This is a genomic window from Pedobacter miscanthi, from assembly GCF_003315595.1.
Lineage (GTDB): Bacteria > Bacteroidota > Bacteroidia > Sphingobacteriales > Sphingobacteriaceae > Pedobacter > Pedobacter miscanthi.
The window spans coordinates 120,234-145,042 of sequence record NZ_QNQU01000010.1; the positions used below are offsets into that span (position 1 = coordinate 120,234).

The following is a 24,809-nucleotide window of genomic DNA, read 5'->3' on the forward strand; positions in this document are numbered from 1 at the left end:
GAAATCTGATTTAATTGAATTAAATTTTATGAAAGCTATTTTTCGATTGGAAATGCATAAGCTACACGAAGACCCAAAAAGCCATTGCTCTTCCCAGCCTCATAGAATTTGCTGTTTCCCTCATATCTAAATCCGGCATCGATGTAACTTTTTGCACCAACTGGAATTAAGTATCCTACCTGCGGTGCCCAGGTAAAGGATGCTGACTTATCTGCAATAGGACTATCATTTAAGAGAAATGAAACTCCTGCTTCACCCTGAATATAAAAATTAACGACCGGGAAATACTTTAAACCGGCTTTTACAGGAATTAATTGAATGTCTTCTACCACACCTGAAGTCTTGCTGTCGGTAAACAGATTATAGAATCCGGCGTTAAAGGTTAAATAAAGATCTTGTTTTAAAAGGGGAATATCGGCCTGGATAGAACCGCCCAGAGACCAGGTGTAATTATCTGAAAGATTAGAAATGGGAAGTCCACCCTCCACTCCGGCACTATAACGGATACCAGGCGCTCTTTGCGCCTGAACCGGGGACAAGATGCTCATAAGAGAAATAAATAATAAGCTTGCTGCAATTGTTTTAAATTGATTTTTCATGATTCTTAATTTTTTAATCGTTTAATTCATTTTTTGATTTTTCTGGCTAAGCCGCTTTGCTAACCCGGGAACAGAGGAATTTTCGCTTTAGAAAACCTGAATATCTACTGAGTTCAGCATGGTAACTGAAATTCGATGAACTCATATCTTCGCTTAGCCACAATTCCCTGGTCTATCTGACCCAGGTTAAATACGCTTAACCACTGATGTGTAGTCCAAATCAATGCCATTAAAATAAATATCTGATAATCAGATTATTAAACTAGAAACTAAACTTCAAAAGCCCACGCCTAATCGTATTTCAACAAAAATGAATTGATATATCGGCAGAAAACACTCTGTTTAGCGGGTGGAATTCGTCCCCTGGTTTTAATTTTGATTACCGATTAGACAATTATCGTCAGTAAAGGAAGTAAACGCCAATGGCCATAGGCTTCCTTTACTCAATTTGGGGATCAGCAGTATTCCTAGAACCTTAAAAAATATCGCAAAAAACGCTTTTTTAATGAATAAGCTGTGCAACGCCATTTCGTCAAAAGCCTCAACTTTGATGATTATCGGCGAGGGTCTACTGGCTAAGTCTAATAATTCTATAGAGATTTCCGGGCATTTGACCCCGTGAGCATCCAGTGCTTATACATCAAACTGATAGCAAAGAAATATTACATGAAAAATTCAAGTATAAATTAGCCCCTTCATTTTTTTTGAAAGACTAATTTATACTGCTATAATTTAGTGTACCTGATGAAGAATATTTAGCATCGCGGAGAGCTCTGTTTCAGAAGATACGTAAAGATTGCCGTAATCGGTAATGGAAGAATTGATGTAATGGAGCGGGTTGGGAACAATGGCCCTGGCCGAGGCATGATACTGTGTTGCGTGGCAATGGTCAATAAGTTTTTTAAGGTTGTTAGATTTTATTCCGGCTCCCGGCATAATGATTATGCGATTATTTGCCTGAATGGTGAGCTCGCGGAGCACCTGTGCACCTTCAGGGGCACCAGCTGCTCCTCCCGAGGTGAGCACCCTTTCGCAGCCGCATTCAATCAGATCTTCCAATGCCTGAAAAAGATCAGGGGTTCCGTCAAAAGCCCGGTTGCAGGTTACCCCCATCGGGCCTGCCCATTCAACAATGCGTTTGAGCCATTCCTTGTCTATCTTACCCGATCTTTGCTGTGTACCGACCGAAATGCCATTGCACCCAAGATCCCTGCACATTTGAATATCATCTTTAATGATCCGGTATTCTTCCTGCGAATAAAAGTAATTTCCAGACCTTGGCCTGAGAATCGGATACAGGTCTATTGAGATCTGCTCTCTGACCTGCTTTATCGTTCCGTATGATGGGGTTGTACCACCTTCTAAAGGATTGTCACAAAGCTCCACCCGGTTTGCACCTACCCTTTGGGCAATGATGGAAGACTGAATATTGAAAGCACAGACCTCTAACTGTTTAACTGGCATTTGAATTTTGATTAAGGCATTGAAGGTTAAAAATAGGCAAAGCCAAGCACTAATTCCCCAAGGGCCTGGGATTTATTTGTTTCCTTACCTGTGAGGGAGGATAGCCAAAATCCTTTTTAAAGGCCCTGGAAAAATGTGATATATCTGCAAACCCGACATCCAGGTAAACATCGATTGGTCTATTGCCTTCCCTCAAAAGCTGTAATGCCTGGCTAAGCCTTTTTTGCACAAGCCAAACAGAGGCCTTCATACCAAAGTTCTGCTGAAAGTCCCTTCTAAAAGTGGATACACTCCTTCCTGTAAGGGATGCAAACCTGCTAATTGGGATATTGAACATATAGTTTCTGAGCATAAAAGCCTTGAGGTCAATCTTGCCAGGTTGCGGGAAATCAAAAAGCGATTCAAAAATGTGATGCCCCTGTTCAGCCAGGGCTAAGATTGCCTCTTCGAGCTTATGCCTGCGCATGGGCTCGCTAAGCTGTTTACCAGATTTCCTGTAAGCATCCAAAGAATCAAACAGACTGCTAAGGGCAAGCGATGAACTTAATAGGACTATGCCCCTATTGGAAGTCAGCCCTCCTCTGGACCTGGGAATCTCATATTTCAGGGCATAGTCTTCAAGCAGCTTTTCATCTAACACGAATACAATGCTCTCATAGCGCTGCCTCTTTTCTATTCCCACTCCGATACATTTGATCAAGTAGTTTTTACAAACCAGCACGGTATCCCCTGTACGATAAAGTTGATCAGAATCCTGTCCGATAAGCCTCATCTCTCCACTGAGGATATGAACGATCAGATGCTGATCGATCAGTTCCTCAAGGAGCATGTGGTTATGCCAGCCAACCGAATAAACAATACCTGGCGTACCGATATTGAGACGCTGAATTTCCATTTGAATCAATTAAGATATATTTAACATAATCAGCCGCTACCTGACAGGATACCTACCGGCTACATCGCCTGCTGTAAGGGTCTGATGGTAATTTCATTTACCGCTACTTCATTAGGCTGATTGATGGCATAGACTACCGCATCGGCAATCGCTTCGGCATCTATGGTTGCGATTTGTCCCATTGCCTCCATCATTTCGAATACCTTCCTGCTGGTAATATCACTACCCAGTTCAGTTGATACAGCTCCGGGATAAAGCGTGGTCACTTTGATTTTACCAGCCATCTCTTCCCTTAAACCTTCCATAATAGACTTTACTGCGCCTTTCGTAGCGGAATAAACCCCGGTGCTGGGGAAAATCTTCAAGCCTGCGGTAGAGGATGTGGAAATGATATGTCCATTCCCGTTTTTAATCATGTGGGGCAAAACTGCATGAATCCCATAGAGCACTCCTTTAATATTAACATCTATCATCCTCTCCCATTCCTCAAGATTGCCTTCATCGAAAAAAGATATCGGCATAACTCCCGCGTTATTCCACAATACGTCTATTTTCCCAAAAGTGTCGATAGCAAATTTCAGCAGTCTGTCGACATCTTCCTTTTTGGTCACGTCACTCTGCATATAGCGCGCATTATCTCCGATACTTGCCACCAAGGAATCGAGCTTTTCCTGTCTCCTGGCCCCAAGAACCACCTTTGCACCAAGTGCACCCAATTTCTTTGCAGTTTCTGCGCCCATTCCGCTACTTGCGCCAGTGATGACCACTACTTTTCCATTTATATTTTTCATAGCTAGTTTTTTGCTACAAATGTATCGATGGGGAAAAGGCAAAGTTTGACCAAAACGTTCATATTTGAGGTACTAAAATGTTCATGCCACTATGGACATGGAAAGCCAAGAGTGCTGGATGAATCCTTATTGAGTTCATTTCTTTAACCGGGAACGGAGCATACTCAAAAACTGGGGCGTAAATCCCAGGACCGAGGCCAATATGTACTGGGGAACCTGATTTACAAACTGAGGGAAAGCGGCAGTGAATTTCTGAAACCTGTCTTCAGCGTTCTCGCACATCAAGAGCTCGATTTTTTTTATTGCCCTGTTATATTTGTTTAAAATCACCTGATGCATATAAATCTGGAAAGAGGATATTGCCCCGGTTAACTGGAGGTAGTCTTTGCGGGATAAAGCAAGAAGCTCGCAGTGTTCAGCACACTCAATTTTATACTCGGCAGCTGAGCCATTCATAAATGCATTTAGGTCGGTAAGCCACCAGCCCGGGATGCCGAACTGAAGCGCATGCGAAGAACCTTTATCATCCAGCCCGTACATACAGATAATTCCAGATGCGATAAAATAAATTTCCTGTACAATGGCGCCCTGTTCCAGGACCACATCTTTTTTACGATATTTTATGCGAACAAACTTTTCGCGAATCAGGCGCTCCTGCTGAACGGATAGCGGTGAAATCATTGCTATCTCCTCAATTAACCCATCTATAGATGTGTGCGAAGATGCAGGAGGGATATCCGGTAAAAATTCTGAATTTTCCATATTAAAATTTCGCCTAATATTCGGCAAAAACCGGGAGCCCGAAATGGACCAAACAACCAATTTGAAGGTGGTCCAGCGTTTTTTTTAGCACAAAATCATTTCTTCAACTATGTTAACTTTTTCCCGCTTAAGGTTGGCTAGCTTTGCCTTAAAATTAGCAGTTAGAGATAAATGATCTTATCTATAACTGATAAAAGTCTATAGAAACAAATAAGAATTTTAATTATGTCTGAAAACAAGGAATCTATCCTGAGAGAGCCCTTAATAACCGGTGAAGATCTTACCTATTCCAGAATTACCGACGAAATCCTTTCTCCTGTTGAAAACAGGGCAACAAAAGCCTGGTGGATGGGATTTGGCCTTGCATCTGCCGGAACTCTTTTATGGCTGGTATCGATAAGTTATGTATTTTGGACCGGGCTTGGGGCATGGGGGCTGAATAAAACTGTTGGCTGGGCCTGGGATATCACAGGCTTTGTTTGGTGGGTGGGTATCGGACATGCAGGCACCCTGATTTCTGCGGTGTTGCTTCTGTTCAGACAAAACTGGCGAAATTCGATCAACAGATCTGCAGAGGCGATGACAATCTTTGCGGTAATCTGTGCAGCAACATACATTATCTCTCACATGGGAAGGCCATGGCTAGCTTACTGGGTATTTCCGCTTCCTAACCAGTTTGGCTCGCTATGGGTAAATTTTAACTCGCCCCTGGTCTGGGATACATTCGCAATCTCAACTTACTTCAGCGTATCCTTGCTGTTTTGGTATACAGGGCTACTTCCGGATCTTGCCACCATTCGTGACCGGAGCACCGGTTTGCGCAGAAAAATATACTCTATTTGCTCTTTTGGATGGACCGGGAGCGTAAAAACCTGGCAACGTTTTGAGGTAACTTCCCTGATCCTTGCAGGGATCTCTACGCCACTGGTACTCTCGGTACATACCATCGTATCGATGGACTTCGCAACCTCAGTAATTCCGGGATGGCATACCACGATTTTTCCACCATATTTTGTTGCAGGTGCTATTTTCTCCGGCTTTGCAATGGTGCTTACCTTACTCCTTGTAGCAAGGAAAGTTCTGGGTCTGGAAAATTATATTACCATGTTCCATATCGAATCGATGAACAAGATCATTATCCTCACAGGATCTATTGTTGGCGTGGCTTATCTGACTGAATTTTTCATCGCCTGGTATTCCGGATCCGAATATGAACAGTATGCCTTTATCAACAGATCAACGGGTCCTTACTGGTGGGCTTACTGGATAATGATGACGTGTAATGTGATAACCCCGCAATTATTATGGTTTAAAAAGATCAGGACGAACATCAGGATCACCTGGATATTATCCATAGTTGTAAATATAGGCATGTGGTTCGAGCGCTTTGTAATTATTGTAACTTCCCTGCACCGGGATTATCTTCCTTCGAGCTGGGCCATGTTTTACCCTACCTGGGCTGATGTAAGCGTTTTTATTGGATCGATAGGCGTATTTTTCTTCATGTTCCTTTTGTTCCTCAGGTTTCTTCCTTCAGTGGCAATTGCAGAAGTTAAACTGCTTTTGAAATCTTCCAGCGAACAGGTGAAACTCAAACTTATCAAAACCGGAGAGCTGAACGGGGAACAGGTAAAGGAATACCTTGAAGACCTGCAGAAGTTCGATAGCGTCAAGCTTGATAAATACAAGGAGATTAAGCAGAAGCTTTGATCACCCACGGGCCTGTGACTTCAAGATTAGTAGAGTCAATTTAACGAACAATCCCAATTCAAATAAGGGCTGCTCCCCGAACCTGCTCCTGGACCATAGGAATCCTGAAACCCTGGTCCATCCGCAGGTAAAGGGAGCAGCCTATTTTTGTATGGTCATTTTTCGGAACCACTGGAAATTGGAAATTCAAAGCACAAAGCATTATGAACTGGTTTATTAAATCTATGAGCAGCTCCATTGGAAAAAAAATTACCATGGCACTTACCGGATTTTTTCTGATTACTTTTCTTATCGTCCATGCAAGCATCAATGCACTTATTTTTTACAACGACGGAGGGGAGATTTTTACAATAGGAGCTCATTTTATGGCTACCAATCCCATTATCAGAACACTTGAGATCGTTCTGATTCTCGGTTTTGTGATCCATATCATCCAGGGGGTTTACCTTTGGAGGCAAAATCGAAGGGCACGCCCGGTCCAATATGCTTATAAAGATAATTCCAAATCCAGTACCTGGTACAGCCGCAGCATGGCACTGCTGGGTACGCTGATATTACTTTTCCTGGTTATCCACACCTCAAATTTCTGGATACCTAACCGCATTGCACAATTTAAAACCGGTGAGGAATTGCCACTTTATGCGATGATGCTAGAAAAATTCAGCCATCCTATAGAAGTTGTGATTTATCTGTTGGGTTGTTTTTCACTTTTCTGGCACCTTCTTCATGGCTTTAAAAGTGCATTTACGACTATGGGTATATCCCATTTAAAATACAATTGGCTAATCAGTTTCTCGGGGCTATGTTTTTCGATCATCGTGCCTTTAATTCTGGCAATGATGCCGGTGGCAATTTACCTAGGCTGGATTAGATAGTTTAAGCACCTATGTTCATTGTATCCCCAGCGATGTATAAATGCTTTGATACAGGTCAGTCGCCCGAATCAATCTGATCTGGCTTTTTACTTTTGTCTTCGATAGAAACAAGGATAATAAGTGAGATGAAGGGAATAACAAAGGATACCCAAAACCAAAACCAAAATTTTCTACCTGTCTGTTTGGCTAAAATCCCAGCCGCAATCTGAGGCATCAGGATTACCGGAAGCATAAATAAAAGAAGAATCTCAACCATGTTCTTTTTAAATTAAATACAAAGATAAATAAATTTAAACAGATGTTTAAAACATTTGTTTAATTAAGTGTTTAATTTTATTTTACGGTATATTTGGCGACAATCATGGCTGTAGAAAAAAATGAAGTCAGTCTCACTACCATCCAGAGACTAAAGCAAGTTGCGCAAAGTGAATTTATGAAGCATGGTTATGCGGCTACCAAAACCAGGGATATCGCAGAGAAAGCCGGGGTAAATCTTGCGTTAATGAACTACCATTTCAGGAGCAAAGAGAACCTGTTTGAAATTATCATGCGGGAGAATATTGATAAACTTTTTTCTTTCATCCTCCCAACAATTAGCGATAAGGACACCTCTCTTTCGCAAAAGCTTGATTTATTGAGCGAACAATATATAGCTACGATAATCGATGAACCCAGCTTACCAATATTTGTACTAACCGAAATCCAGCATAACCCCGAGCGGTTTGGAAACCAAATCCGCTTTAAATCTGAAATCATGGAATCTGCTTACCTTGCCCAATTGAAACAGGCCGATCCCGATACCGATCCGGTACAGCACCTGATTACCTACCTGGGCATATTGCTCTTTCCTTTTTTCATGAAGCCGGTTTTAAGTGCCAGCGGTAAAGTAAGCGAGCAGGGTTTCAAAGCATCGATGGCTGAACGGCAAAAGCAGGCCCCGGCATGGATGAAACGAATTCTTGGGATCTTCTAAGCCTAAACCCAACTTTTCAGCTATACTCATCCTTCTGAATGCCAAACCGGATGATCTTTGAGCTTAGCGTTGAAGGAGGAATCCCCAGGGTATTCGCTGCACTGTTTATTCCTGATATTTTTCCGTTGTGCTGCCTGAGTACCTCTAAAAGATAGCTCCGTTCGTGATCGCCGAGCTTTTTACTGTGTACGTTATTTTTTGCAACCTGACTCAGAGGAGTGGAATCGGGCAGATAAACACTGGTGATCACTGCCCCATCATTTATAAGTACACTCCTCTCCAGCAGATGCTCAAGTTCCCGGACATTTCCTGGCCAGCTATAGGCGTTTAGCTGGCTAAGCGCATTTTTCGAAAGTGATTTAACTTTAGTCAGAGTCCGGGCCGCTATTTTTTCAAGGAAAAAAGTGGCCAGCTCATTAATGTCACCGGAACGCTCCCTTAATGGATTGGCATGGATAGGAAACACGTTTAACCTGTAATAAAGGTCATTACGGAAGCGGCCCAGATTTACCTCTTCGAGAAGACCACGGTTTGTCGCTGCGATAACACGTACATCGACCTTAATGATACTACTTCCTCCAAGGCGCTGAATTTCTTTTTCCTGTATTGCACGAAGCAACTTAACCTGTAAATCAAGGGGCATCTCGCCAATCTCATCAAGGAAAAGCGTTCCCTTATGTGCAAGTTCAAATTTACCTATCCGTTTTTCGACCGCCCCTGTGAAGGCACCTTTTTCGTGGCCAAAAAGTTCTGACTCTATCAGGCTGGCCGGAAGTGTGGCACAGTTCACCTTGACCATTAAGTTCTCCTTGCGAAGGGAGCACTCATGAATTCGCCTGGCGATCAACTCTTTTCCGGTCCCTGTTTCCCCACTGATTAAAACTGTGGCAGAAGAAGGGGCAACGGTCTGGATAAGCTGCTCCATTTCCAGCATACAGCTACTTTTACCGATTATCATGGTATTACCGGAGTAGGTTTTCTCGAAATCAGATTTTAGCACTCCCTTATGCGCATCTTCCCGAATACGCCCCTGCTGACCAGTAGAACTTACCAGGTTTAATCCGCAAAAGATATTACTGAGGATCATGGAGAGCAAAGCCGCCACCGATCTGAAAAAAACATTATGGTTTATCACAGGTTCAAACCAGAATGTACCCAGATAACCTTTGGAGTCATTCAGCGACAAGCCTATAATTTTTTGTATTCCAATCCTTTTTAGGAAAAATATCCATGGTGAGACCCCGCCCCTGTGAAAAGCTTCTGCAACGTCAACTTCCAGGACCAGATCCGACTGGGCTAGCCTAAGGTTAAAAATGCCCCCAAATCCATCCTTGCACAAAAGAAGCTCTTTAAAATCCGGGTCGGGTGCGTACCGGCTCTCGCTATCAAAGAAATGGGAATAACCTCCTTCAGGATTTCTGTAGGAAATAAAGTAATGGCGGAGGATACCCGCTGTTTTCAGATTCTTCGCTATCCAGCCATTCATTCGACGCTCGCAGGTAATTGATTTGGATGAGATGAGCATCTCGGCGAGCATTTGGAATAAGTTAACAGTATCAATTTCAGATACACTAAGGGGTTCCCTAAAGTTTTTTTTTGCTGCCCCATCGATTACTTCCTCAGCGAAAGCATTAGGAGTTTGATTAATATCAGCCATTTTGGAGAAATAAAAAAATATGTATATGGATAACTGTCATAATACTGCTAGATTGTACTTGAACAAATCAAAAGTTATACCACACACTTAAAATATTAAAGATCAACACATTAAAGCACATCCAAAATTAAAATTATTGATATTTCACCAATACGACCCTAAGATTAATGATATATGATTATTTCCAGCCAGGTATTGGGGTCAAACTGGTAGAAGTCTTATCCAGGTTTTCCAGTCATAGGAAAAAAGTGCTTTTTTTTTCCGAGTTTTATCCTGGAAAAATTCACTCAAATGCCAGAAATTAAGTCAGGATTTTCCAGCGGATTTGCTGGTATAGATTATAAAGGAATCATATTATTCCCTTTTCCCACTTCCAGGGTAGATTCCTATTCTGATCATTTCAAGGAGGGCTTGTAGCGTGAAATTGAAAATTCTAATTGTAGAGGACCAGTTCATAGAAGCTTACAGTCTGGAGCGAATCTTGTTAAAGGCTGGTTATACAACCTGTAGTATTGCACGTTCTGTTCCACTGGCTCTTGATATTATTAAAAAGGAACATCCTGATATGGTGCTTCTTGATATTTAACTTCAGGGTAGCCTTACCGGGATCGATCTTGCCAGGACACTAGGAAAATTCGGCATCCCGTTCGTTTTTCTATCTGCGAACTCAAATAAGAAAATACTTGAAGAAGCGAAGGCTACCATGCCACAGGGATTTCTGGTCAAGCCTTTTCGTGAAAAAGATGTATTGGTAATGCTTGATGTGGCCTGGTACCTTTTTGAACAAAAAGGCGTTAGTGACTTGAATGTTAAAAAGCCTGTTAAAGAAATCTTGGTTAAGAATTTCCTGGGAAAGAGCCCAAAAATTAACGAGGTGCTCAAACAGGTCGGGCTTGTTGCCAATTCTGATATATCGGTACTTATTCTTGGTGAAAGTGGAACAGGCAAAGAGCTCATCGCCAAAGAAATCCATTCAAATTCCTCCAGAAAAAAGAATCCATTTATTGTTGTGAACTGTTCTGCGCTTCCCGAGCACCTGGTAGAGTCAGAACTTTTCGGGCATGAAAAAGGGGCTTTTACAGGAGCGACAACCAAGCGAACAGGGAAATTTGAACAAGCAGACACAGGAACAATATTTCTTGATGAGATTGGCGAACTCTCACTGGAGATGCAGGTGAAGTTTTTACGGGTGTTACAGGAAAGGGAAATAGAACCTATTGGCGGACGGACAAGAAAGATCGATGTCAGAATTATTGCTGCCACCAACAGAGATCTTGCCGAGGAGGCAGCGGCCGGCAACTTCCGTATAGACCTTTTTTACAGGCTCAATGTTTTTCCCATTGAACTTCCACCTCTAAGCGCGCGCCGAGAAGACATTCCATTGCTTTCAGAACATTTTGTCCGCCACTTTGCCAAAGAAGCCAATAAATCTTTCAATGGGATATCCCCTGAAGCGCTTGCAGTGCTAACAGGATATCACTGGCCTGGAAATGTCCGGGAGCTTGAAAATATCATATTTCGAAGTATACTGCTCAATGATGGCCCTGAACTAAAAAAAATATATCTTCCCGCAGAAACCCGTGGACATACAGAAACCCGGATGAAGACCATACAGGAAAACGAAAGGGATCATATTATCGCAGTTCTGGAACAATGTAACTGGAAAATTTACGGTAGCGGCGGAGCCGCAGAGGTACTTGATATCAATATCTCGACGCTTAATTCGAGGATAAAGAAACTGGGGATCAAAAAGCCCTGAACGTTGTAAGCCTTTCCCACCATCTTCCGGCCGATTCATATTTTCTAATTGTTGATATTTAATTAATCTAGCCAGAAATCCCCGATGGACCGAGACTAAAAAACAACCCTACAAAACACAAACAACTGAAAGTCAATTCAATACGAATTGGCCTTTTTTATGCAAATACTCTTTTGGATCCAAGCCTGCGGGCTCCCAAAAAGATTTGCGCATATGAACAAGAGTAACCCATTCATTGATCAGTACTACTTCTGTAGCTTAAAGCACTTTTGCAGAAGATATTCTTCTATCCTTTTTTTGCTGGAATCAAACTGCCCGGGGACGGCGCAGCTTCCCCAACCCTCTTCAAGTTTTTTCATGATCCGTTTGCTAATTTTTTTTTTATCCGGCAGAACGAGATCTATGCCATTTAAAAGCAATCCCGTCACATCGGCTGTCTGTGTTGGTGTCTTTAATCTTCCCATTACAGACTAATACGCTGTATAGAGAATTTCCAATGAACAGAAAGCAAAAAATAGAATATCCCACACCGTGCACTCAAATGATTTATGTGCGCACCTAAAAAACTGAAACCATGGCAGCTTTCACAGATTCAATATCCCCAGAAACCATAAAGGATTTGGTGGCAGGTAAACAGGCCGCCTTCGGACTGATTTACAACTGTTATTTTGATCCACTTTACAAAAGTGTTTATCATGTTGTGAAAGATGAAGACCTCACCCAGGAAATACTGCAGGAAGTGTTTTTAAAACTATGGATCAAACACCGGAGCATAAATCCGGAAAAATCCCTCAAGGCCTATCTGCTGAAGATTGCCATGAACAAAATCTACGACCATTACAGAAAAGAAGCCAGAGCGCAGCGTCTTACCCAGGAGGAAATCACATTTTACAGCGAAAAGCCAGGATTGGAAGAAATGTTGGAAAAAAAGGAAGAGTATAAACTGCTTAATCAGGCAGTCGATCGCCTAAGCCCCCAACGTAAACTTGTGTTTATCTACTGTAAGATTGATGGTAATACTTATGAGCAGGCCAGTAATGCCCTGGGTATTTCAGTTGCCACGGTAAATACGCATATGAGCCACTCCATCAGGTTGATTAAGGAATTTATGTTGGACAGTTACCATAGCTGCCCGAGCTGAAAGTGTACCAATCCGAACTGGTGGACCAGTTCTAAGTTTTGATTTGGACCATATCGGGCATTCAGCTGAAGCTCAATTTTGTGGTCTGGCAAAGGGCCTGAAAATACTAAAAAAGAAAAACAGTGAAAGCAAAAACAATTTTGGTAACCGGAGCATCCTCAGGGATTGGCAAAGGAATAGCAGGCTATTTTTTAGCCAATGGATATAATGTAGTGATTAACTCTACAACAGCACATAAACTTCAACAGGTCTTCCTGGAGCTTGGAGGAGGAGAAAACCTCGCGATGGTGGTTGGGGGTATCGGATTAAAAGCGACCGGGGAGGAAATGGTCAAAATTGCCCTGGAAAAATTTGGTTCTGTAGATATTTTAGTCAACAATGCGGGATTATTTGAAACCAGACCTTTTCTAGAGGTTGATGAGGCTTATCTGGATCGTTTTATGAATACCAACTTCAAAGGCACCTATTTCACAAGCCAGGCGGCCATCAGGGAAATGGTTAAACAAAACGATGGCGTGGTGATCAACATAGGCTCCCCACTGATTAACCACGGAATGAGCGGAATGCCACATACTGCCCAACTTGCGAGTAAAGCAGCAATCGACGGGCTCACCATTCACCTTGCGGCAGAGTTTGGGAAAAACAACGTAAGGGTCAACACAGTCTCTCCAGGAATTATACGTACACCAATGCACGGCGGAATGGAGGATCAAAATGCAGGGCTGCTACTGCTGCGCAGGGTCGGTGAAGTACAGGATATCGTGGACATGGTATATACAGTGGCAAAGAGCACATTTATTACCGGGGCAATAATAAATGTTGACGGCGGCCTTGGAGCCGGACACAATCTCGACTAATAACGTATATGCAGTTAAATTTAAATAAGTTCATCATTCTGGCCAAGATTGTTCCACTGGAAGGATTTCAGGATTCAATTATGAAGGAGGCTGAGATAATTTGCACAGAAAGCAGAAAAGAATCGGGCTGCGAAATGTTTTTGTTCAACACCATCAAAAATGGAAACAGGGCCTTTGTTTTTTATGAGGTATTCACCAATGAGCTGGAGTATCAACACCATCGTGCCCTAGCCCATACCAAAGCATTTCTGGCTTTTTTGAAAGGTAAAATTGAGAATGATTTTCCGGCTCAGACCTTTTTATCGGCTTATGATTAAAACCTAAGGTATTGATTAATTGGCAAATAGCAAATCAATGTTAAGGGCGGATCACCAGTGATCCGTCCTTCTAAGTATATGCCAGATGTCTGGAAAAGACAAAATAATTATTGAGTATTATTTGTACCCTTTATCCTAATGTTCCCCTTGCCCCATTTCCGATCTGGCGATCCCAGAACGTACCGACTGGTCGAGCTTAAGTAAAGCAAGGGAACTTGCAAATTCATCAATGTGTTATGAGCAACCAGGCATTTGGCCCTATTCCCTTTGTTTTGACCAGCGCAAATTCCCCATTGACCTTTCTACCGTTAATTTTTATTTTGACTGATCCCTTGCCAAGCTCTTCGGGTAGAAATTTTTCCTGATCGGCGCGTGCGTCATTGGGTGCGATGGTGTCATACCAGCCCTGATCCCAGACAACAACTATCCCTCCACTATATTGGCCTTTTGGAATAATGCCCTAGAAATCCCTGTAATCAAGTGGATGATCTTCGACCATCATCGCCAGGCGCTTTACCTTTGGAGCCAGACTCGGATTTTTTGGAATTGCCCAGCTTTTCAATACGCCATTCGTTTCCGGGCGAAAATCATAATGAAGTTTTGTGGCATCAGGTTTTTGTATCACAAAGCGCAGCTTATCTTCCTGCTTTTCCGAACTTCCCTGCGGTTCCCCGTTTGGAAAAAGTTCCTATTCTGCACGTATTTCTCTAATCTCATATCGTGTTTTTCTTGTGCATAACAAGCTCGTAACACCTTAAGTTGCCGTTCCAATGTAAAGGAATTCTTTTTGAATAGGTCCCGATTTACGAAGGTGCTTGCCCAGTCATAAAGAGTCTTGATATTTCGCGAGTCCGTCTGTCAAGTAGCTATATACCGCGAGCAGAAACAATGCTCATAAAAACACAACAAATTGATTTAAAGATAATTAAAACTTAAGGCACATAGTTTGCAAACCGGATTAGCAGATCCATCAAAGGCTTTAGAGAAAAATAATTCTGATGACAATTTATTAATCTTAGGCTTCAGATTCGAGCAATGAAAACTCAAGAAAAGATAATTTGGATAAGCAGTATATATGGGAAAGAACAGCCCGGAAAATCTGCCGATCGCCCATCGCAACGAAGATGACGGGTGTCAGTTTGTCCAGGAGGCTGTAATGGTATGTGCACTTTCCACCCGTTCGTGCACGGGACTAACCAACGTCGGCGCGGTGTCCCCGCGGAAAACCGATCAGCAACAGGACATGAGCGATGGGCGATGAGATCCAGCGGAAATGAATTTTATTTAAAACCTGTCCATTGGGCAATAAATTAGGAGAAAAGAAAAATGAAAATTGTAATTGTAGGCGGTACTGGTCTTATTGGAAGCCAGCTGGTTAAACTATTGAAAGGTCTTGGACATGATGTCCTTGCTGCCTCACCAAATACTGGAGTAAACACCATCACCAAGGAAGGTCTGGCTGATGCGCTCCGTGGCGCAAAGATTGTTGTGGATGTGGCAAATTCGCCTTCTTTTGAGGATAAAGCGGTGATGGAATTTTTTACTGTGTCAGGAAAAAACCTTTTGGAAGCCGAGAAAATTGCCGGAGTTGAACACCATGTTGCCCTGTCAATAGTTGGCATTGACCGCGAGGGTGCCAACCCGTATTTCCTGGCAAAACTTGCCCAGGAAAAACTTATCAAAGCATCTGGCATCCCTTATTCAATCTTACGGGCAACCCAGTTCTTTGAGTTTGTAGGCGGAATCGCCTCATCAGGGATGGTTGGTAATGATGTGCATGTTTCATCAGCAAAGTTCCAGCCTGTAGCATCCATTGATGTCGTAGAAGCACTTGCAGGGCTTGTTAGCCAGCCCGCGAAGAATGAAACTGTTGAGATCGCGGGACCAGAAAAAATTGGTCTTGATGAGATCGTGATAAAATACCTTACCCTTAAAGCAGATCAACGTAAAGTAGTTACCGATGACGATGCGCATTATTTTGGCGCACCTGTAACCAGTGATACCCTGACTCCTGGAAACAGCCCGATTGTAGGAAAGTATTCCTATGACAGCTGGATAGCGGTTGACGGAAATCTTAAATAAGTAATTATAAACCAGCCACTGCTAGTGGCGCAAAATCATCAATATATGAAGATTGTAGTAATTGGAGGCTCGGGCCTTATAGGAAGTAAATTAGTAGCCAGCCTTGAAAAACTGGGACATGGTGTAATAGTGGGTGCACCCCAGACCGGTGTGAACACCATAACCGGAGAAGGTTTGAAAGAAGCGCTAAAAGGTGCTGATGTTGTGGTTGATGTTGCCAATTCACCCTCATTTGAGGACAATGCGGTTATGGATTTTTTCCAAACGAGTGGCAAGAACCTTTTGGCTGCAGAGGCAGAAGCGGGTGTAAAACACCACGTTGCGCTTTCGGTGGTGGGTACAGAAAGGCTTCAGGGCAGCGGTTATTTCCGGGCAAAACTAGCGCAGGAAAAATTAATTAAGGAATCTGGAATTCCATACTCTATTTTACACTCTACACAATTCTTTGAGTTCGTTGGGGGGATTATACAATCGGGCACTGTTGGAGACACCATTCATGTATCTCCCGCAATGATACAGCCTATATCCTCAGACGATGTAGTGGCTGCAATGACTGCAATTACCATAGGCTCCCCAATTAACACAACAGTAGAAGTTGCCGGTCCTGAGAAAATTGGCCTGAGCGAACTGGTTAAGAAATATATGGGCTTAAAAGGCGATACCAGAACACTTATTGCCGACAGCCACACACCATATTTCGGGGTTGAAATCAATGATTCTTCGCTAACCCCTGCTGAGAATGCAAGGATTGGCTCAGTGCGTTACGATGACTGGATTGCCCTGCCGGGTAACTTAAGATAATCCGCTAAATTACATTAGCAGTTTTGTTTGTTTGTTTAAGCCCTGGCCGTAATAGCCGGGGCTTTCGCTTTGAAGATTCAGCTTGTCTGGTCTCAGCATGCTAAACGGTTCGACAGAGATTTAGCACCCAGCTTTCAGCTCTCGATATTTAGAGAGCATGCCACCTTATCCGCGAAATAAAATAGCATCAAAAAATCACAAAAAACAAATAAAACACTTAAGGTCAACAACTTAAACAATGGGCATGATCTATGAATGTGCTTTGATAAATGTGGATCCTATTATTTATCAAACAAAAAAAACGAATATGGTGCAGAACCCAAAAATAGACAACCTGACCCAGCAAATTCCTGCCCTACAGGAATTTGCCCTAAAGTTTACCAATGATCTGGACAGTGCGAAAGATCTTGTACAGGACACGATGCTCAAGGCCATTAGATTTTACGCCAGGTACGAGGATGGCACAAACATAAGAGCATGGTTGTTTACCATCATGCGCAATACTTTTATCAACGGATTCAAGCGTAATGTTGCCATAAATGCGATAATTACACAAAGCGAGTCCCTTAACTACAGCCAGCTTATGATGAGCAGCACTGTGAACGGTTGCGATAATCGGTTAGTCATGAAAGATATCAGGCATGCGCTCTCCAAACTTCCTGAATACCTCTGCAAACCGTTTATACGCTATATTGAAGGATACAAGTATTATGAAATTGCTTTGGAATCCAATGCACCTATCGGGACAATAAAAACGCGGATATTTGAGGCCCGCCGGCTACTTAAAAAACAGCTGGCCGACTACAGTGCTGTTAGTGAACGCTGCTAGAATCAAAAAACTGTTGCCGCATATTTCATTCTGCTGCAAGATTAAAATAAAAAGTTGATCATCTAATGGGCCTGGACATTCGTGTCATATTCTAATTATTTTATAACCGCTGGTCCAACCGGTCCGGCAATTAACGAAAAAAAATTATGGAAAAAGTAATTCTCATAACAGGAACCAGTTCTGGTTTTGGATACCAGATGGCAGAAAAAATCGCCAGGTCTGGGCACCAGGTTGTCGCAACCATGCGGGACGTAACCGGAAAAAATATAGAGCCTGCACAAGATCTTTCCAAACTGGAAAATGTGACGGTTTTGGACATGGACGTTTCAGATAGTGAATCTGTTAAGACTGCGGTAGCAGAAGTCCTTGAAAGATTTAAAAAAGTGGATGTTGTGATCAATAATGCCGGCATACAAGGCTCTGGACTGCTAGAAGGCTATAGTATCGAGCAATTCCACAAATTTATGGACGTGAATCTCTATGGTGTTTTAAGGGTTTATAACGAATTGCTACCTTCAATGAGAAAAGCCAAAGATGGCCTGATCATTAATATTTCAAGTTATGCAGGCCGCATCTCCCCTCCCTTTCAGATTCCATACAATGCATCTAAATTCGCTATTGAGGCGGCAACAGAGGGTGGGTATACTGAACTGATTGTTCACGGTATTGAAACGGTAATGATCGAGCCAGGGCCATTCCTGACTGAGATGTACAGTAAGCAGGGAGTTGATGCAGACAAGGCGGAAATTGAAGGAAAATATGGCGAGGATACAGCAATAATTATGAGCGGCTATGGTGTAAAGCTTGGCGGGGCGCTGCAGAAATATCAACCTCAACCTTCAGATATTGCAGACGCTGCCCTTGCCTTAATTGAGATGAAGAAAGGAACCCGCCCAATAAGAACAACCGTGGACCCGATAGCCCAGGGGCTGGATGCTGAATACAATAAGCTTACCGAACCATTGAAAAGGAAACTCAACGCACAATATTTCTCTTAAATCCTAAAATAAGCTCCGTTGATTTTACGGAGCTTATCCAGAATGATGTCCCTGGCTAATAAATTTCGCGAAGAAGACAATTATATCTTTTATTGTTGTCTATATTTGTTTCTAATATGGCTATCTTTTCCAAAACCTGCGAATATGCTATCCGTGCTGTATTTTTTATCGCGCAGAAAACTTCTGTGGGCACACGTGTAGGTATCCGTGATATCGCTGCTGGAATTGATTCCCCTGAGCTCTATTTAGGAAAGATTTTGCAGGATCTAAGTAGAAGGGGACTGATCAGTTCTGCCAAGGGGCCAAACGGAGGTTTCTTCATTACCGGAGAAATGCTCAACCAGCCCATAATTGAGATTGTGAAAGCAATCGATGGAGACAGTTTATTTGTGGGTTGCGGACTCGGACTGAAGCAATGTTCCGAACTCAATCCATGTCCGCTGCATAATGAGTTTAAAGAAATCAGATCAACATTAACTTCAATGCTTAGCCGGATCACAGTTGGTGAATTTAACGACGAGCTCATTGGAGGTATCCTCGCTTTAAGAAAAGCAGAAGATGACTTACCATTCAACAATAAAAAAAAATCCAAATAAACACAGGTGCTCTCTAGTTCATACCCCTCAATAAGGTGAGTTTTTTGGATATCATTTTTTGTTCACTATCGCTCAGGGTCATACGGAAGGCTATTTCTAAATTTTCAACAGCCTTAACATTGTTGACACCTGTATATAAGTCGCCCAGGAGCAGGAAGTAAAAATGATTTTCATGAAGCGTTAGCTTCTCCGCCTCGAGAATTGCAGCCGCTTTTCCTGAAGTCTTAAAGAGCGCATACGTTCTGTTCAATGCAGCCATTGGTGAATAATTTTCAATGAGCAAGCTATTATAGAGCTGAAGAATGTTTTCCCATTTCTCGGTACTATCCTCTTTTTTGGTATGCCAATAGGCAATTGCGGCCTCCAGGTGAAAATGAGATAAATCGTTGCCCGTCGCAGCCTGCTCCAGAAAATAACTCCCCTGATGGATGAGTTTCTGATTCCAGCGTGTTTCGTCCTGATCTGCGTATAGTATAAATTCACCATCACTGCCTGTTCTGGCTTCAAACCTGGATGAATGAAAGCACATCAGTGAAAGCAGTGCATTCGCTTGTGGCAGATTGGTCAGCGGGCTGTCTATCAGGAGATGGTTCAGTCGCATGGCTTCCCTGCAAAGTTCCATTCGAAGGACATTATTCTGGGAATTAGAATAGTACCCTTCGGAAAAGAGCAAATAAATCGTTGTTAACACCCCATCAATCCGTTGTTTGATTTCCGGCTTTGAGGGATAGCGAACCTCCAGATTTATTTCCTTAAGTTTTTCCTTTCCACGTTTTAATCTTTTGTAGATAACCTCCTTATTGGTCAAAAAAGCATCCGCAATCTCCTGAATCCCAAAACCGCACAAGATGTTCAGTGCAAGGGAAACCTGGGATTGCTCAGAGATTTCGGGGTTGCAAACGGCAAAGATCATGGCAAGTTGGCTATCATTGATATTCTCTTCAGACAAATCAATTTCTGCTTCCAGGTGCCCGGACAAGCCAAGCTGATAAGCTGGGGTAACCTTATTTTCAAAAACGGAATTTCGGCTGAGGTAATTACGGGCTTTATTTTTGGCTACGGAATATAACCAGGCTACCGGGTTTTCTGGCGTTCCCTGAATGCTCCAGCTCTCACTGGCCGAGAGGAAAGTGTCGCTCACGATATCTTCTGCTGCCTGAATATGAACGATCCCAAAACGGAAAGTCAGTACAGATACGATCTTCCTAAACTCATTTCGGAATAACTGGGGAAGTAGCTTATTTTGATTGTCCATCATCTATCAACAGTAAAGATACAAAAACAATTATCTCAAGTAATCTGGTCCCTATTCATTTTACACCCTGGTCCATCATTCTTCCGGCGTGATGGGTAAATTCGAAAAAAAAAGATATGAACAATAATATTTATGATAGGGCACAGCTCTTTCTAAGAATGTCCATGGGTATAGGCTATCTCTTACCAGTTATGGACCGGCTAGGGATATTTGGGGGACCAGGTGTAAACGGCAATATATGGGGTAACTGGGAAAATTTTGTCGGCTATGCCAATACCCTGATGCCTTATTTTGGTAAAGGAGCGGCAGGTATTTTCGCCGGACTTGCAACACTTGCCGAGGCCGTCTTCGCACTGGCTTTTATTGCTGGATTTCAGATTCGTCTAGCTGCATATGGTAGCATGATACTCACGCTGATCTTCTCACTGAGCATGATTTTATTTGTTGGCTTCAGGGCGCCATTCAATTATTCGGTACTGGTATTTAGTTCAGCATCCTACATTCTTGCATTGATCCCATTTTACAGGTGGAGCCTGGATGCACTAAGAAAAACAAAAAGACCTAACACTTATATATAACTAGAATGACCGTACTCATGCAAGATTTAAAAATATCGCATGAGTATGGTTTTGCGTAAGCTTTATACCGAACAGGAACCATCCCCGCATCCAGGTTCCTGTGGTTTTTCAATGATCTCACACCGTATTGCCTCCTGATAAAATTCTTCCAGCAAGTCCAGAAATTCGTCCTCCATACGCGCACCCCTTACTGCGAATTTTCGCTCAACAAGCATAAAGGGTACAGATGTAATCCCGAGTCGGATCGCCTCCTGCTCATCACTCCGGATAGCCTCAGAAAATATATTATCTTCTATTACTGCCCGGCAATCCAGGCCAAGTTCTGTGCCCAGGGCAATAAGTGACTCTGGTTCTGAGATGTTGATACCATCGGTGAAATAGGCCTCAAAAAGCCGCTTTTTCATCTCTTGTGTTTTACCAAACCTGCCAGCAAAATGAATGAGGCGATGGGCATCGAATGAATTGGTAGTAACCACCTGATCCCAGTTGATCACTATCCCGCTTTCCCTTGCAGCAGAAGCTGCCATGTCCAAAGTCTGCTGGGCTCCGGATGCAGTTTGCCGGTACTTTCTCATCACCGCCTGATGCTGGGTTTCTCCTGAATCCTTTGATATACCTGGTTCGAGCTCAAAACTTCTTATTAATATCTCAATTGATTCTTTATGTTTAAAGCGCTCGAGTGCCCTGGCGAGTCTCACGCTCGCCACATAACAGTAAGGACATGCAACGTCGGACCAAATTTCTATTTTCATAAATTTCTTTTTAGATTGATGGATTAAGATTATGTGATTCTTCTTTCAAAAATTGCGCTGTATAACGCTGCTCATCAAAACCAAACATAAGCACCTCATTGGATTCAATTACCGGTCTTTTGATCAATGCCAGCTTCTGGTGCATGAGCGAAAGCGCAAATTCTTTGTGTTCAGTCATTGCTCTTTCCTTTGGATAGAGATTTTTCCAGGTCTGTATATGGGTATTCAAAAATTGTCTGTACCCAACCTTGCAGTCCCAATCGCGTATCTGGTGCTCGCTAAGCCCCCATTTCCTGATATCATGGAAAACAAATGCCACCTCATGGTGCCTGAACCACTCAAGGGCTTTCTGCGTCCGAACACAGGTAGTCATTCCGAATACTTTCATATTTTTCTTTATTTCAATGATCGAATTTAGCGTTTGAAACATCAATCCCTGTGGTCCATTTAAAGCAAAGCAACTGGACCAGTATAACCGGTCAAAATCAGGCTAATTTGCATCGAACAGCAATCGGATTAAATTACCACGCTTGTTTACATATTGATTTAACTTATAGTTTATGAATACTAACACTGGCATTAGCCCACAGCACCTCACAGAGGTCGCACATTCACTGAGCAGAATTCTTGCAGATGAATATCTGCTCTATACCAAAACCCGAAAGGCGCACTGGAACATCGAAGGCCCGGATTTTTACAACATGCATAAATTCTTCGAAGTGCAGTATACAGCGCTGGAAGAAATCATTGACCAGGTTGCCGAGCGAATCCGAAAACTTGGCCATTTTGCACCTGCAACACTTAAGCAATTTCTCCAGCTCACCCATTTGAGCGAGGAGGACAGAGAAAAAAATAATAGCGAGGGTTTTATCAAAATTTTGCTTGCTGATCATGAGAGTATTTCAGTTCACCTCAGGGAAAACGTTAACAAGTTTAATGGTCTATTGAAGGATGCCGGTACTGGTGATTACATCACAGGGCTATTGGAAAAACATGAAACAATGGCGTGGATGCTCAGGGCCCACTTGCAACATGCATAGTCTTCACTTTAATGGGCCGAATCCTTTAGGGATCCAGCCCGACTAAAGCCCCCATGCAGAAAAATCAGAATATACGATTCCCCAAAACCATAGCTTTTTCCAGATCAATACCAGGTCCCAACACCCCAGAAAAAAGGTCGCCTACACGGTTGAGCCTTTCAAAAATCGTTTTTATATTAAAGTCATACATCGAAAGCCCCGGCCTTAACTCCTTCCAGTCCAAAGGGGTGGAAACCGGTGCGCCGGGCTTGGGCCTGAGCGAGTATGGACTGGCAACAGTAGCAGAAGCATGATTCTGAAGATAGTCGAGATACAATTTTCCTTCACGCTTTTTCAGGTTCCTTTCCATTGAGGTGAATTCTGGAAGCCGCACGTGAACCTGATCTAAAACCATCTTGATAAAAGCTTTGCTTTGCTCATAGGTATATTTTGCGCCAAGTGGAATATAGATATGGATCCCGGTAGAACCCGAGGTTTTGCAATATCCCTGGATGGAGAGTTCATCAAGAATTTCCTTTGCAATCAAAGCAACATGGATTACCTGAGCGAATGAATTATTAGCATCCGGATCGAGGTCAATTACGCAGTAATCCGGAAAGTCCGGGCTGGTGGCTGAACTAAACCAGGGATTTATCTCTATACAGCCCAGAGATGCCATGTAAAGCAGTGTTTCAATACCATCTCCCAAAATATAGCTACGAATGAGTCCTTCATGGGTAGTGTAGGCAAAATTGCTGATCCAGTCTGGCGCTTTGCCAGCCACATCTTTCTGATAAAAACTCATTCCCTGGATGCCGTCCGGAAAACGGTTCAGGGATTGGGGACGTCCCTTGAGATATGGAAGTATAAAATCAGCAATCTGGTAGTAATACTCAAGCATGTCCCCCTTGGTAATATTTTCCCCTGGCCAATAAACTTTGCTCAAATGCATAAAATCAAGCTGATGATTATTGATATCAATGAGCTGGTGATCCAGATTTTTTTGTATAAAAAGAGCCTTTACCATAATTTTATTGCAAATTTTGACTTTATTATTTCATGCTTTCAACAGTCCCGCAAGAGGAATTTCGAGTTCCCTGGTAACAGTGGAAGCAATTTTATCAACCCGCAGCCCTTTAAATGAAGGGTGCCTAAAGAAACCATCACGGGTAATTTCTGCAAATTCGATCTCGCAGACCAGTTCAGGCTGCAGGAAAATCACCTTCTGGTCATGGCTTTGTAATTGGTCCACCCTTTCTGAGCCCGTGTTTTCAGGTACTTTAAACATCGCATGCTCAGTTTTAAGTGGCTCGAAAAGCGCCAAAAGCGTTGATTCGAGTTTTTCATCAAACCCGGTACCTACCTTACCGATATACATCAATGAGGAATCAAAGTAAATACCCAACAGCAAGGCACTAAAGGGACGCGGACTGTCATTTTTGATGGTATATCCACAGATGACAACCTCCTGCCTTTTTTTCACCTTTATTTTCAACCATTCTCTGGATCTTTTTCCTGAATAATACCGGCTGTCTTTCTTTTTGGCTATAATCCCTTCCAGGCCGTTTGTTCTAGCAAACTGGAAAGCCTCAATTCCCGAAACACCCAAGACCTGGCTAATCCTCACGTTGGGATCTTCAGGTAAAATGGAAGAAAGTACCTCAAGCCTTTTGGAGAGGGGAAGCATGGTCAGGTCTTGACCATTGTGATCAAGAATATCAAAAACATGATAAACAAGTTTTCCATCCTGCGGACTGTGCCAGCTTTGCAAGGAGGCAAAATCAGATGAACCGTCAGGCTTTTCAATTACAATTTCGCCATCAATCACAGCCCTTATTGACCAATGCTTCATAGTTTCCAAAAGTGGAAAAAAACGGGCATTGTAGGATTTTTCATTGCGGGAAATAATATCAACCTGCCCATTATCAATCGCGGTCAATGCCCTAAAGCCATCCCACTTTATCTCATACTGCCATTGCAGGCTATCAAAAGGTTTATCAGTCAGGGTAGCCAGCATGGGACTGAAATGCTGGGCCAGGGCAGCCTGGCTGTTTCCTGATTTCAGCCCCCCTATCTTGGTATTTTGTTCTTCTGACATA

General features: G+C 42.7%; 27 protein-coding genes and 1 pseudogene. 14 read left to right on the forward strand and 14 right to left on the reverse strand.

What is annotated here, in order from left to right; genetic code table 11:
- Positions 1-35: 35 nt before the first annotated feature.
- The 5 genes from DRW42_RS13210 to DRW42_RS13230 all read right to left on the reverse strand — a co-directional run bounded on the left by DRW42_RS13210 (position 36) and on the right by DRW42_RS13230 (position 4,511).
- On the reverse strand, positions 36-599 hold the full coding sequence (locus tag DRW42_RS13210) for a hypothetical protein (RefSeq protein WP_113949295.1): 564 nt from the start codon (positions 597-599) through the stop codon (positions 36-38).
- 732 nt (positions 600-1,331) lie between these two features.
- Positions 1,332-2,063, reverse strand: coding sequence for a copper homeostasis protein CutC (locus DRW42_RS13215; RefSeq protein ID WP_113949296.1), 732 nt, complete (start codon positions 2,061-2,063; stop codon positions 1,332-1,334).
- Positions 2,064-2,112: 49 nt separating this feature from the next.
- Entirely contained in the window at positions 2,113-2,958 is an 846-nt protein-coding gene (locus tag DRW42_RS13220) for a helix-turn-helix domain-containing protein (protein WP_113949297.1), read from the reverse strand.
- A gap of 59 nt (positions 2,959-3,017) precedes the next feature.
- Entirely contained in the window at positions 3,018-3,749 is a 732-nt protein-coding gene (locus DRW42_RS13225) for an SDR family oxidoreductase (RefSeq protein ID WP_113949298.1), read from the reverse strand.
- Positions 3,750-3,884: 135 nt separating this feature from the next.
- Entirely contained in the window at positions 3,885-4,511 is a 627-nt protein-coding gene (locus DRW42_RS13230; RefSeq protein ID WP_113949299.1) for a Crp/Fnr family transcriptional regulator, read from the reverse strand.
- A 225-nt stretch (positions 4,512-4,736) separates the two neighbouring features.
- Between DRW42_RS13230 and nrfD the strand changes: the two genes are divergently transcribed.
- Both nrfD and DRW42_RS13240 read left to right on the forward strand, forming a co-directional pair.
- Positions 4,737-6,221, forward strand: coding sequence for an NrfD/PsrC family molybdoenzyme membrane anchor subunit (nrfD, locus tag DRW42_RS13235; RefSeq protein ID WP_113949300.1), 1,485 nt, complete (start codon positions 4,737-4,739; stop codon positions 6,219-6,221).
- Positions 6,222-6,445: 224 nt separating this feature from the next.
- Positions 6,446-7,096, forward strand: a complete 651-nt coding sequence (locus DRW42_RS13240; protein WP_244215271.1) for a succinate dehydrogenase cytochrome b subunit — start codon at positions 6,446-6,448, stop codon at positions 7,094-7,096.
- A 55-nt stretch (positions 7,097-7,151) separates the two neighbouring features.
- Here the strand turns inward: DRW42_RS13240 and DRW42_RS13245 are convergent, their stop codons facing one another.
- Positions 7,152-7,352 (reverse strand): hypothetical protein, encoded by a 201-nt coding sequence (locus tag DRW42_RS13245; protein ID WP_113949302.1) that lies wholly within the window; start codon positions 7,350-7,352, stop codon positions 7,152-7,154.
- Between the two features lie 105 nt (positions 7,353-7,457).
- Here DRW42_RS13245 and DRW42_RS13250 point away from each other — a divergent pair, with 105 nt between their 5' ends.
- Positions 7,458-8,069 carry a TetR/AcrR family transcriptional regulator gene (locus tag DRW42_RS13250; protein ID WP_113949303.1) on the forward strand — a complete coding sequence of 204 codons (612 nt, stop codon included), beginning with the start codon at positions 7,458-7,460 and terminating at the stop codon, positions 8,067-8,069.
- Between the two features lie 16 nt (positions 8,070-8,085).
- Here the strand turns inward: DRW42_RS13250 and DRW42_RS13255 are convergent, their stop codons facing one another.
- Positions 8,086-9,726, reverse strand: coding sequence for a sigma-54 interaction domain-containing protein (locus tag DRW42_RS13255; RefSeq protein ID WP_113949304.1), 1,641 nt, complete (start codon positions 9,724-9,726; stop codon positions 8,086-8,088).
- Positions 9,727-10,429: 703 nt separating this feature from the next.
- Between DRW42_RS13255 and DRW42_RS13260 the strand changes: the two genes are divergently transcribed.
- Entirely contained in the window at positions 10,430-11,485 is a 1,056-nt protein-coding gene (locus DRW42_RS13260) for a sigma-54 interaction domain-containing protein (RefSeq protein WP_208643557.1), read from the forward strand.
- A gap of 245 nt (positions 11,486-11,730) precedes the next feature.
- Here DRW42_RS13260 and DRW42_RS13265 read toward each other — a convergent pair whose 3' ends face one another.
- On the reverse strand, positions 11,731-11,949 hold the full coding sequence (locus DRW42_RS13265; RefSeq protein ID WP_113949305.1) for a hypothetical protein: 219 nt from the start codon (positions 11,947-11,949) through the stop codon (positions 11,731-11,733).
- A 110-nt stretch (positions 11,950-12,059) separates the two neighbouring features.
- Between DRW42_RS13265 and DRW42_RS13270 the strand changes: the two genes are divergently transcribed.
- The 3 genes from DRW42_RS13270 (at position 12,060) to DRW42_RS13280 (ending at position 13,800) form a co-directional block, all read left to right on the forward strand.
- Positions 12,060-12,626: an RNA polymerase sigma factor gene (locus tag DRW42_RS13270; protein WP_113949306.1), complete on the forward strand. Its 567-nt coding sequence runs from the start codon at positions 12,060-12,062 to the stop codon at positions 12,624-12,626.
- 122 nt (positions 12,627-12,748) lie between these two features.
- Positions 12,749-13,483 (forward strand): SDR family NAD(P)-dependent oxidoreductase, encoded by a 735-nt coding sequence (locus tag DRW42_RS13275; protein WP_113949307.1) that lies wholly within the window; start codon positions 12,749-12,751, stop codon positions 13,481-13,483.
- Between the two features lie 8 nt (positions 13,484-13,491).
- Entirely contained in the window at positions 13,492-13,800 is a 309-nt protein-coding gene (locus tag DRW42_RS13280; RefSeq protein ID WP_113949308.1) for a putative quinol monooxygenase, read from the forward strand.
- A 226-nt stretch (positions 13,801-14,026) separates the two neighbouring features.
- Here DRW42_RS13280 and DRW42_RS29290 read toward each other — a convergent pair.
- A pseudogene (locus DRW42_RS29290) lies at positions 14,027-14,425 on the reverse strand (DNA polymerase ligase N-terminal domain-containing protein).
- 701 nt (positions 14,426-15,126) lie between these two features.
- On the opposite strand from DRW42_RS29290, the gene DRW42_RS13300 reads away from it, so the two are divergent.
- The 5 genes from DRW42_RS13300 to DRW42_RS13320 all read left to right on the forward strand — a co-directional run bounded on the left by DRW42_RS13300 (position 15,127) and on the right by DRW42_RS13320 (position 19,106).
- Positions 15,127-15,882, forward strand: a complete 756-nt coding sequence (locus DRW42_RS13300; RefSeq protein ID WP_113949311.1) for an SDR family oxidoreductase — start codon at positions 15,127-15,129, stop codon at positions 15,880-15,882.
- Positions 15,883-15,927: 45 nt separating this feature from the next.
- A complete protein-coding gene (locus tag DRW42_RS13305) occupies positions 15,928-16,683 on the forward strand; it encodes an SDR family oxidoreductase (protein WP_113949312.1) in 756 nt (251 codons plus the stop codon).
- Between the two features lie 238 nt (positions 16,684-16,921).
- Entirely contained in the window at positions 16,922-17,512 is a 591-nt protein-coding gene (locus DRW42_RS13310; protein ID WP_244215272.1) for a sigma-70 family RNA polymerase sigma factor, read from the forward strand.
- A 146-nt stretch (positions 17,513-17,658) separates the two neighbouring features.
- Positions 17,659-18,510, forward strand: a complete 852-nt coding sequence (locus tag DRW42_RS13315; RefSeq protein WP_113949313.1) for an SDR family oxidoreductase — start codon at positions 17,659-17,661, stop codon at positions 18,508-18,510.
- Between the two features lie 116 nt (positions 18,511-18,626).
- Entirely contained in the window at positions 18,627-19,106 is a 480-nt protein-coding gene (locus DRW42_RS13320) for an RrF2 family transcriptional regulator (protein ID WP_113949314.1), read from the forward strand.
- A 13-nt stretch (positions 19,107-19,119) separates the two neighbouring features.
- Here DRW42_RS13320 and DRW42_RS13325 read toward each other — a convergent pair whose 3' ends face one another.
- Positions 19,120-20,364 carry an RNA polymerase sigma factor gene (locus tag DRW42_RS13325; protein WP_244215273.1) on the reverse strand — a complete coding sequence of 415 codons (1,245 nt, stop codon included), beginning with the start codon at positions 20,362-20,364 and terminating at the stop codon, positions 19,120-19,122.
- 113 nt (positions 20,365-20,477) lie between these two features.
- Between DRW42_RS13325 and DRW42_RS13330 the strand changes: the two genes are divergently transcribed.
- A complete protein-coding gene (locus tag DRW42_RS13330; RefSeq protein WP_147243742.1) occupies positions 20,478-20,939 on the forward strand; it encodes a DoxX family protein in 462 nt (153 codons plus the stop codon).
- A 62-nt stretch (positions 20,940-21,001) separates the two neighbouring features.
- On the opposite strand, the gene DRW42_RS13335 is transcribed toward DRW42_RS13330, so the two are convergent.
- A complete protein-coding gene (locus tag DRW42_RS13335; RefSeq protein WP_113949316.1) occupies positions 21,002-21,691 on the reverse strand; it encodes a DsbA family oxidoreductase in 690 nt (229 codons plus the stop codon).
- A gap of 10 nt (positions 21,692-21,701) precedes the next feature.
- The gene (locus DRW42_RS13340) at positions 21,702-22,079 is read right to left on the reverse strand and encodes an ArsC/Spx/MgsR family protein (RefSeq protein ID WP_158544342.1); all 378 of its coding nucleotides are present in this window, start codon (positions 22,077-22,079) and stop codon (positions 21,702-21,704) included.
- Between the two features lie 172 nt (positions 22,080-22,251).
- On the opposite strand from DRW42_RS13340, the gene DRW42_RS13345 reads away from it, so the two are divergent.
- Positions 22,252-22,731, forward strand: coding sequence for a Dps family protein (locus DRW42_RS13345; RefSeq protein ID WP_113949318.1), 480 nt, complete (start codon positions 22,252-22,254; stop codon positions 22,729-22,731).
- Between the two features lie 64 nt (positions 22,732-22,795).
- On the opposite strand, the gene ligD (DRW42_RS13350) is transcribed toward DRW42_RS13345, so the two are convergent.
- Complete coding sequence (ligD, locus tag DRW42_RS13350) at positions 22,796-23,737, reverse strand: non-homologous end-joining DNA ligase (RefSeq protein ID WP_113949319.1); 942 nt, start codon at positions 23,735-23,737, stop codon at positions 22,796-22,798.
- A gap of 30 nt (positions 23,738-23,767) precedes the next feature.
- A complete protein-coding gene (gene ligD / locus DRW42_RS13355) occupies positions 23,768-24,808 on the reverse strand; it encodes a non-homologous end-joining DNA ligase (RefSeq protein WP_158544343.1) in 1,041 nt (346 codons plus the stop codon).
- Between the last annotated feature and the right edge of the window lies 1 nt (position 24,809).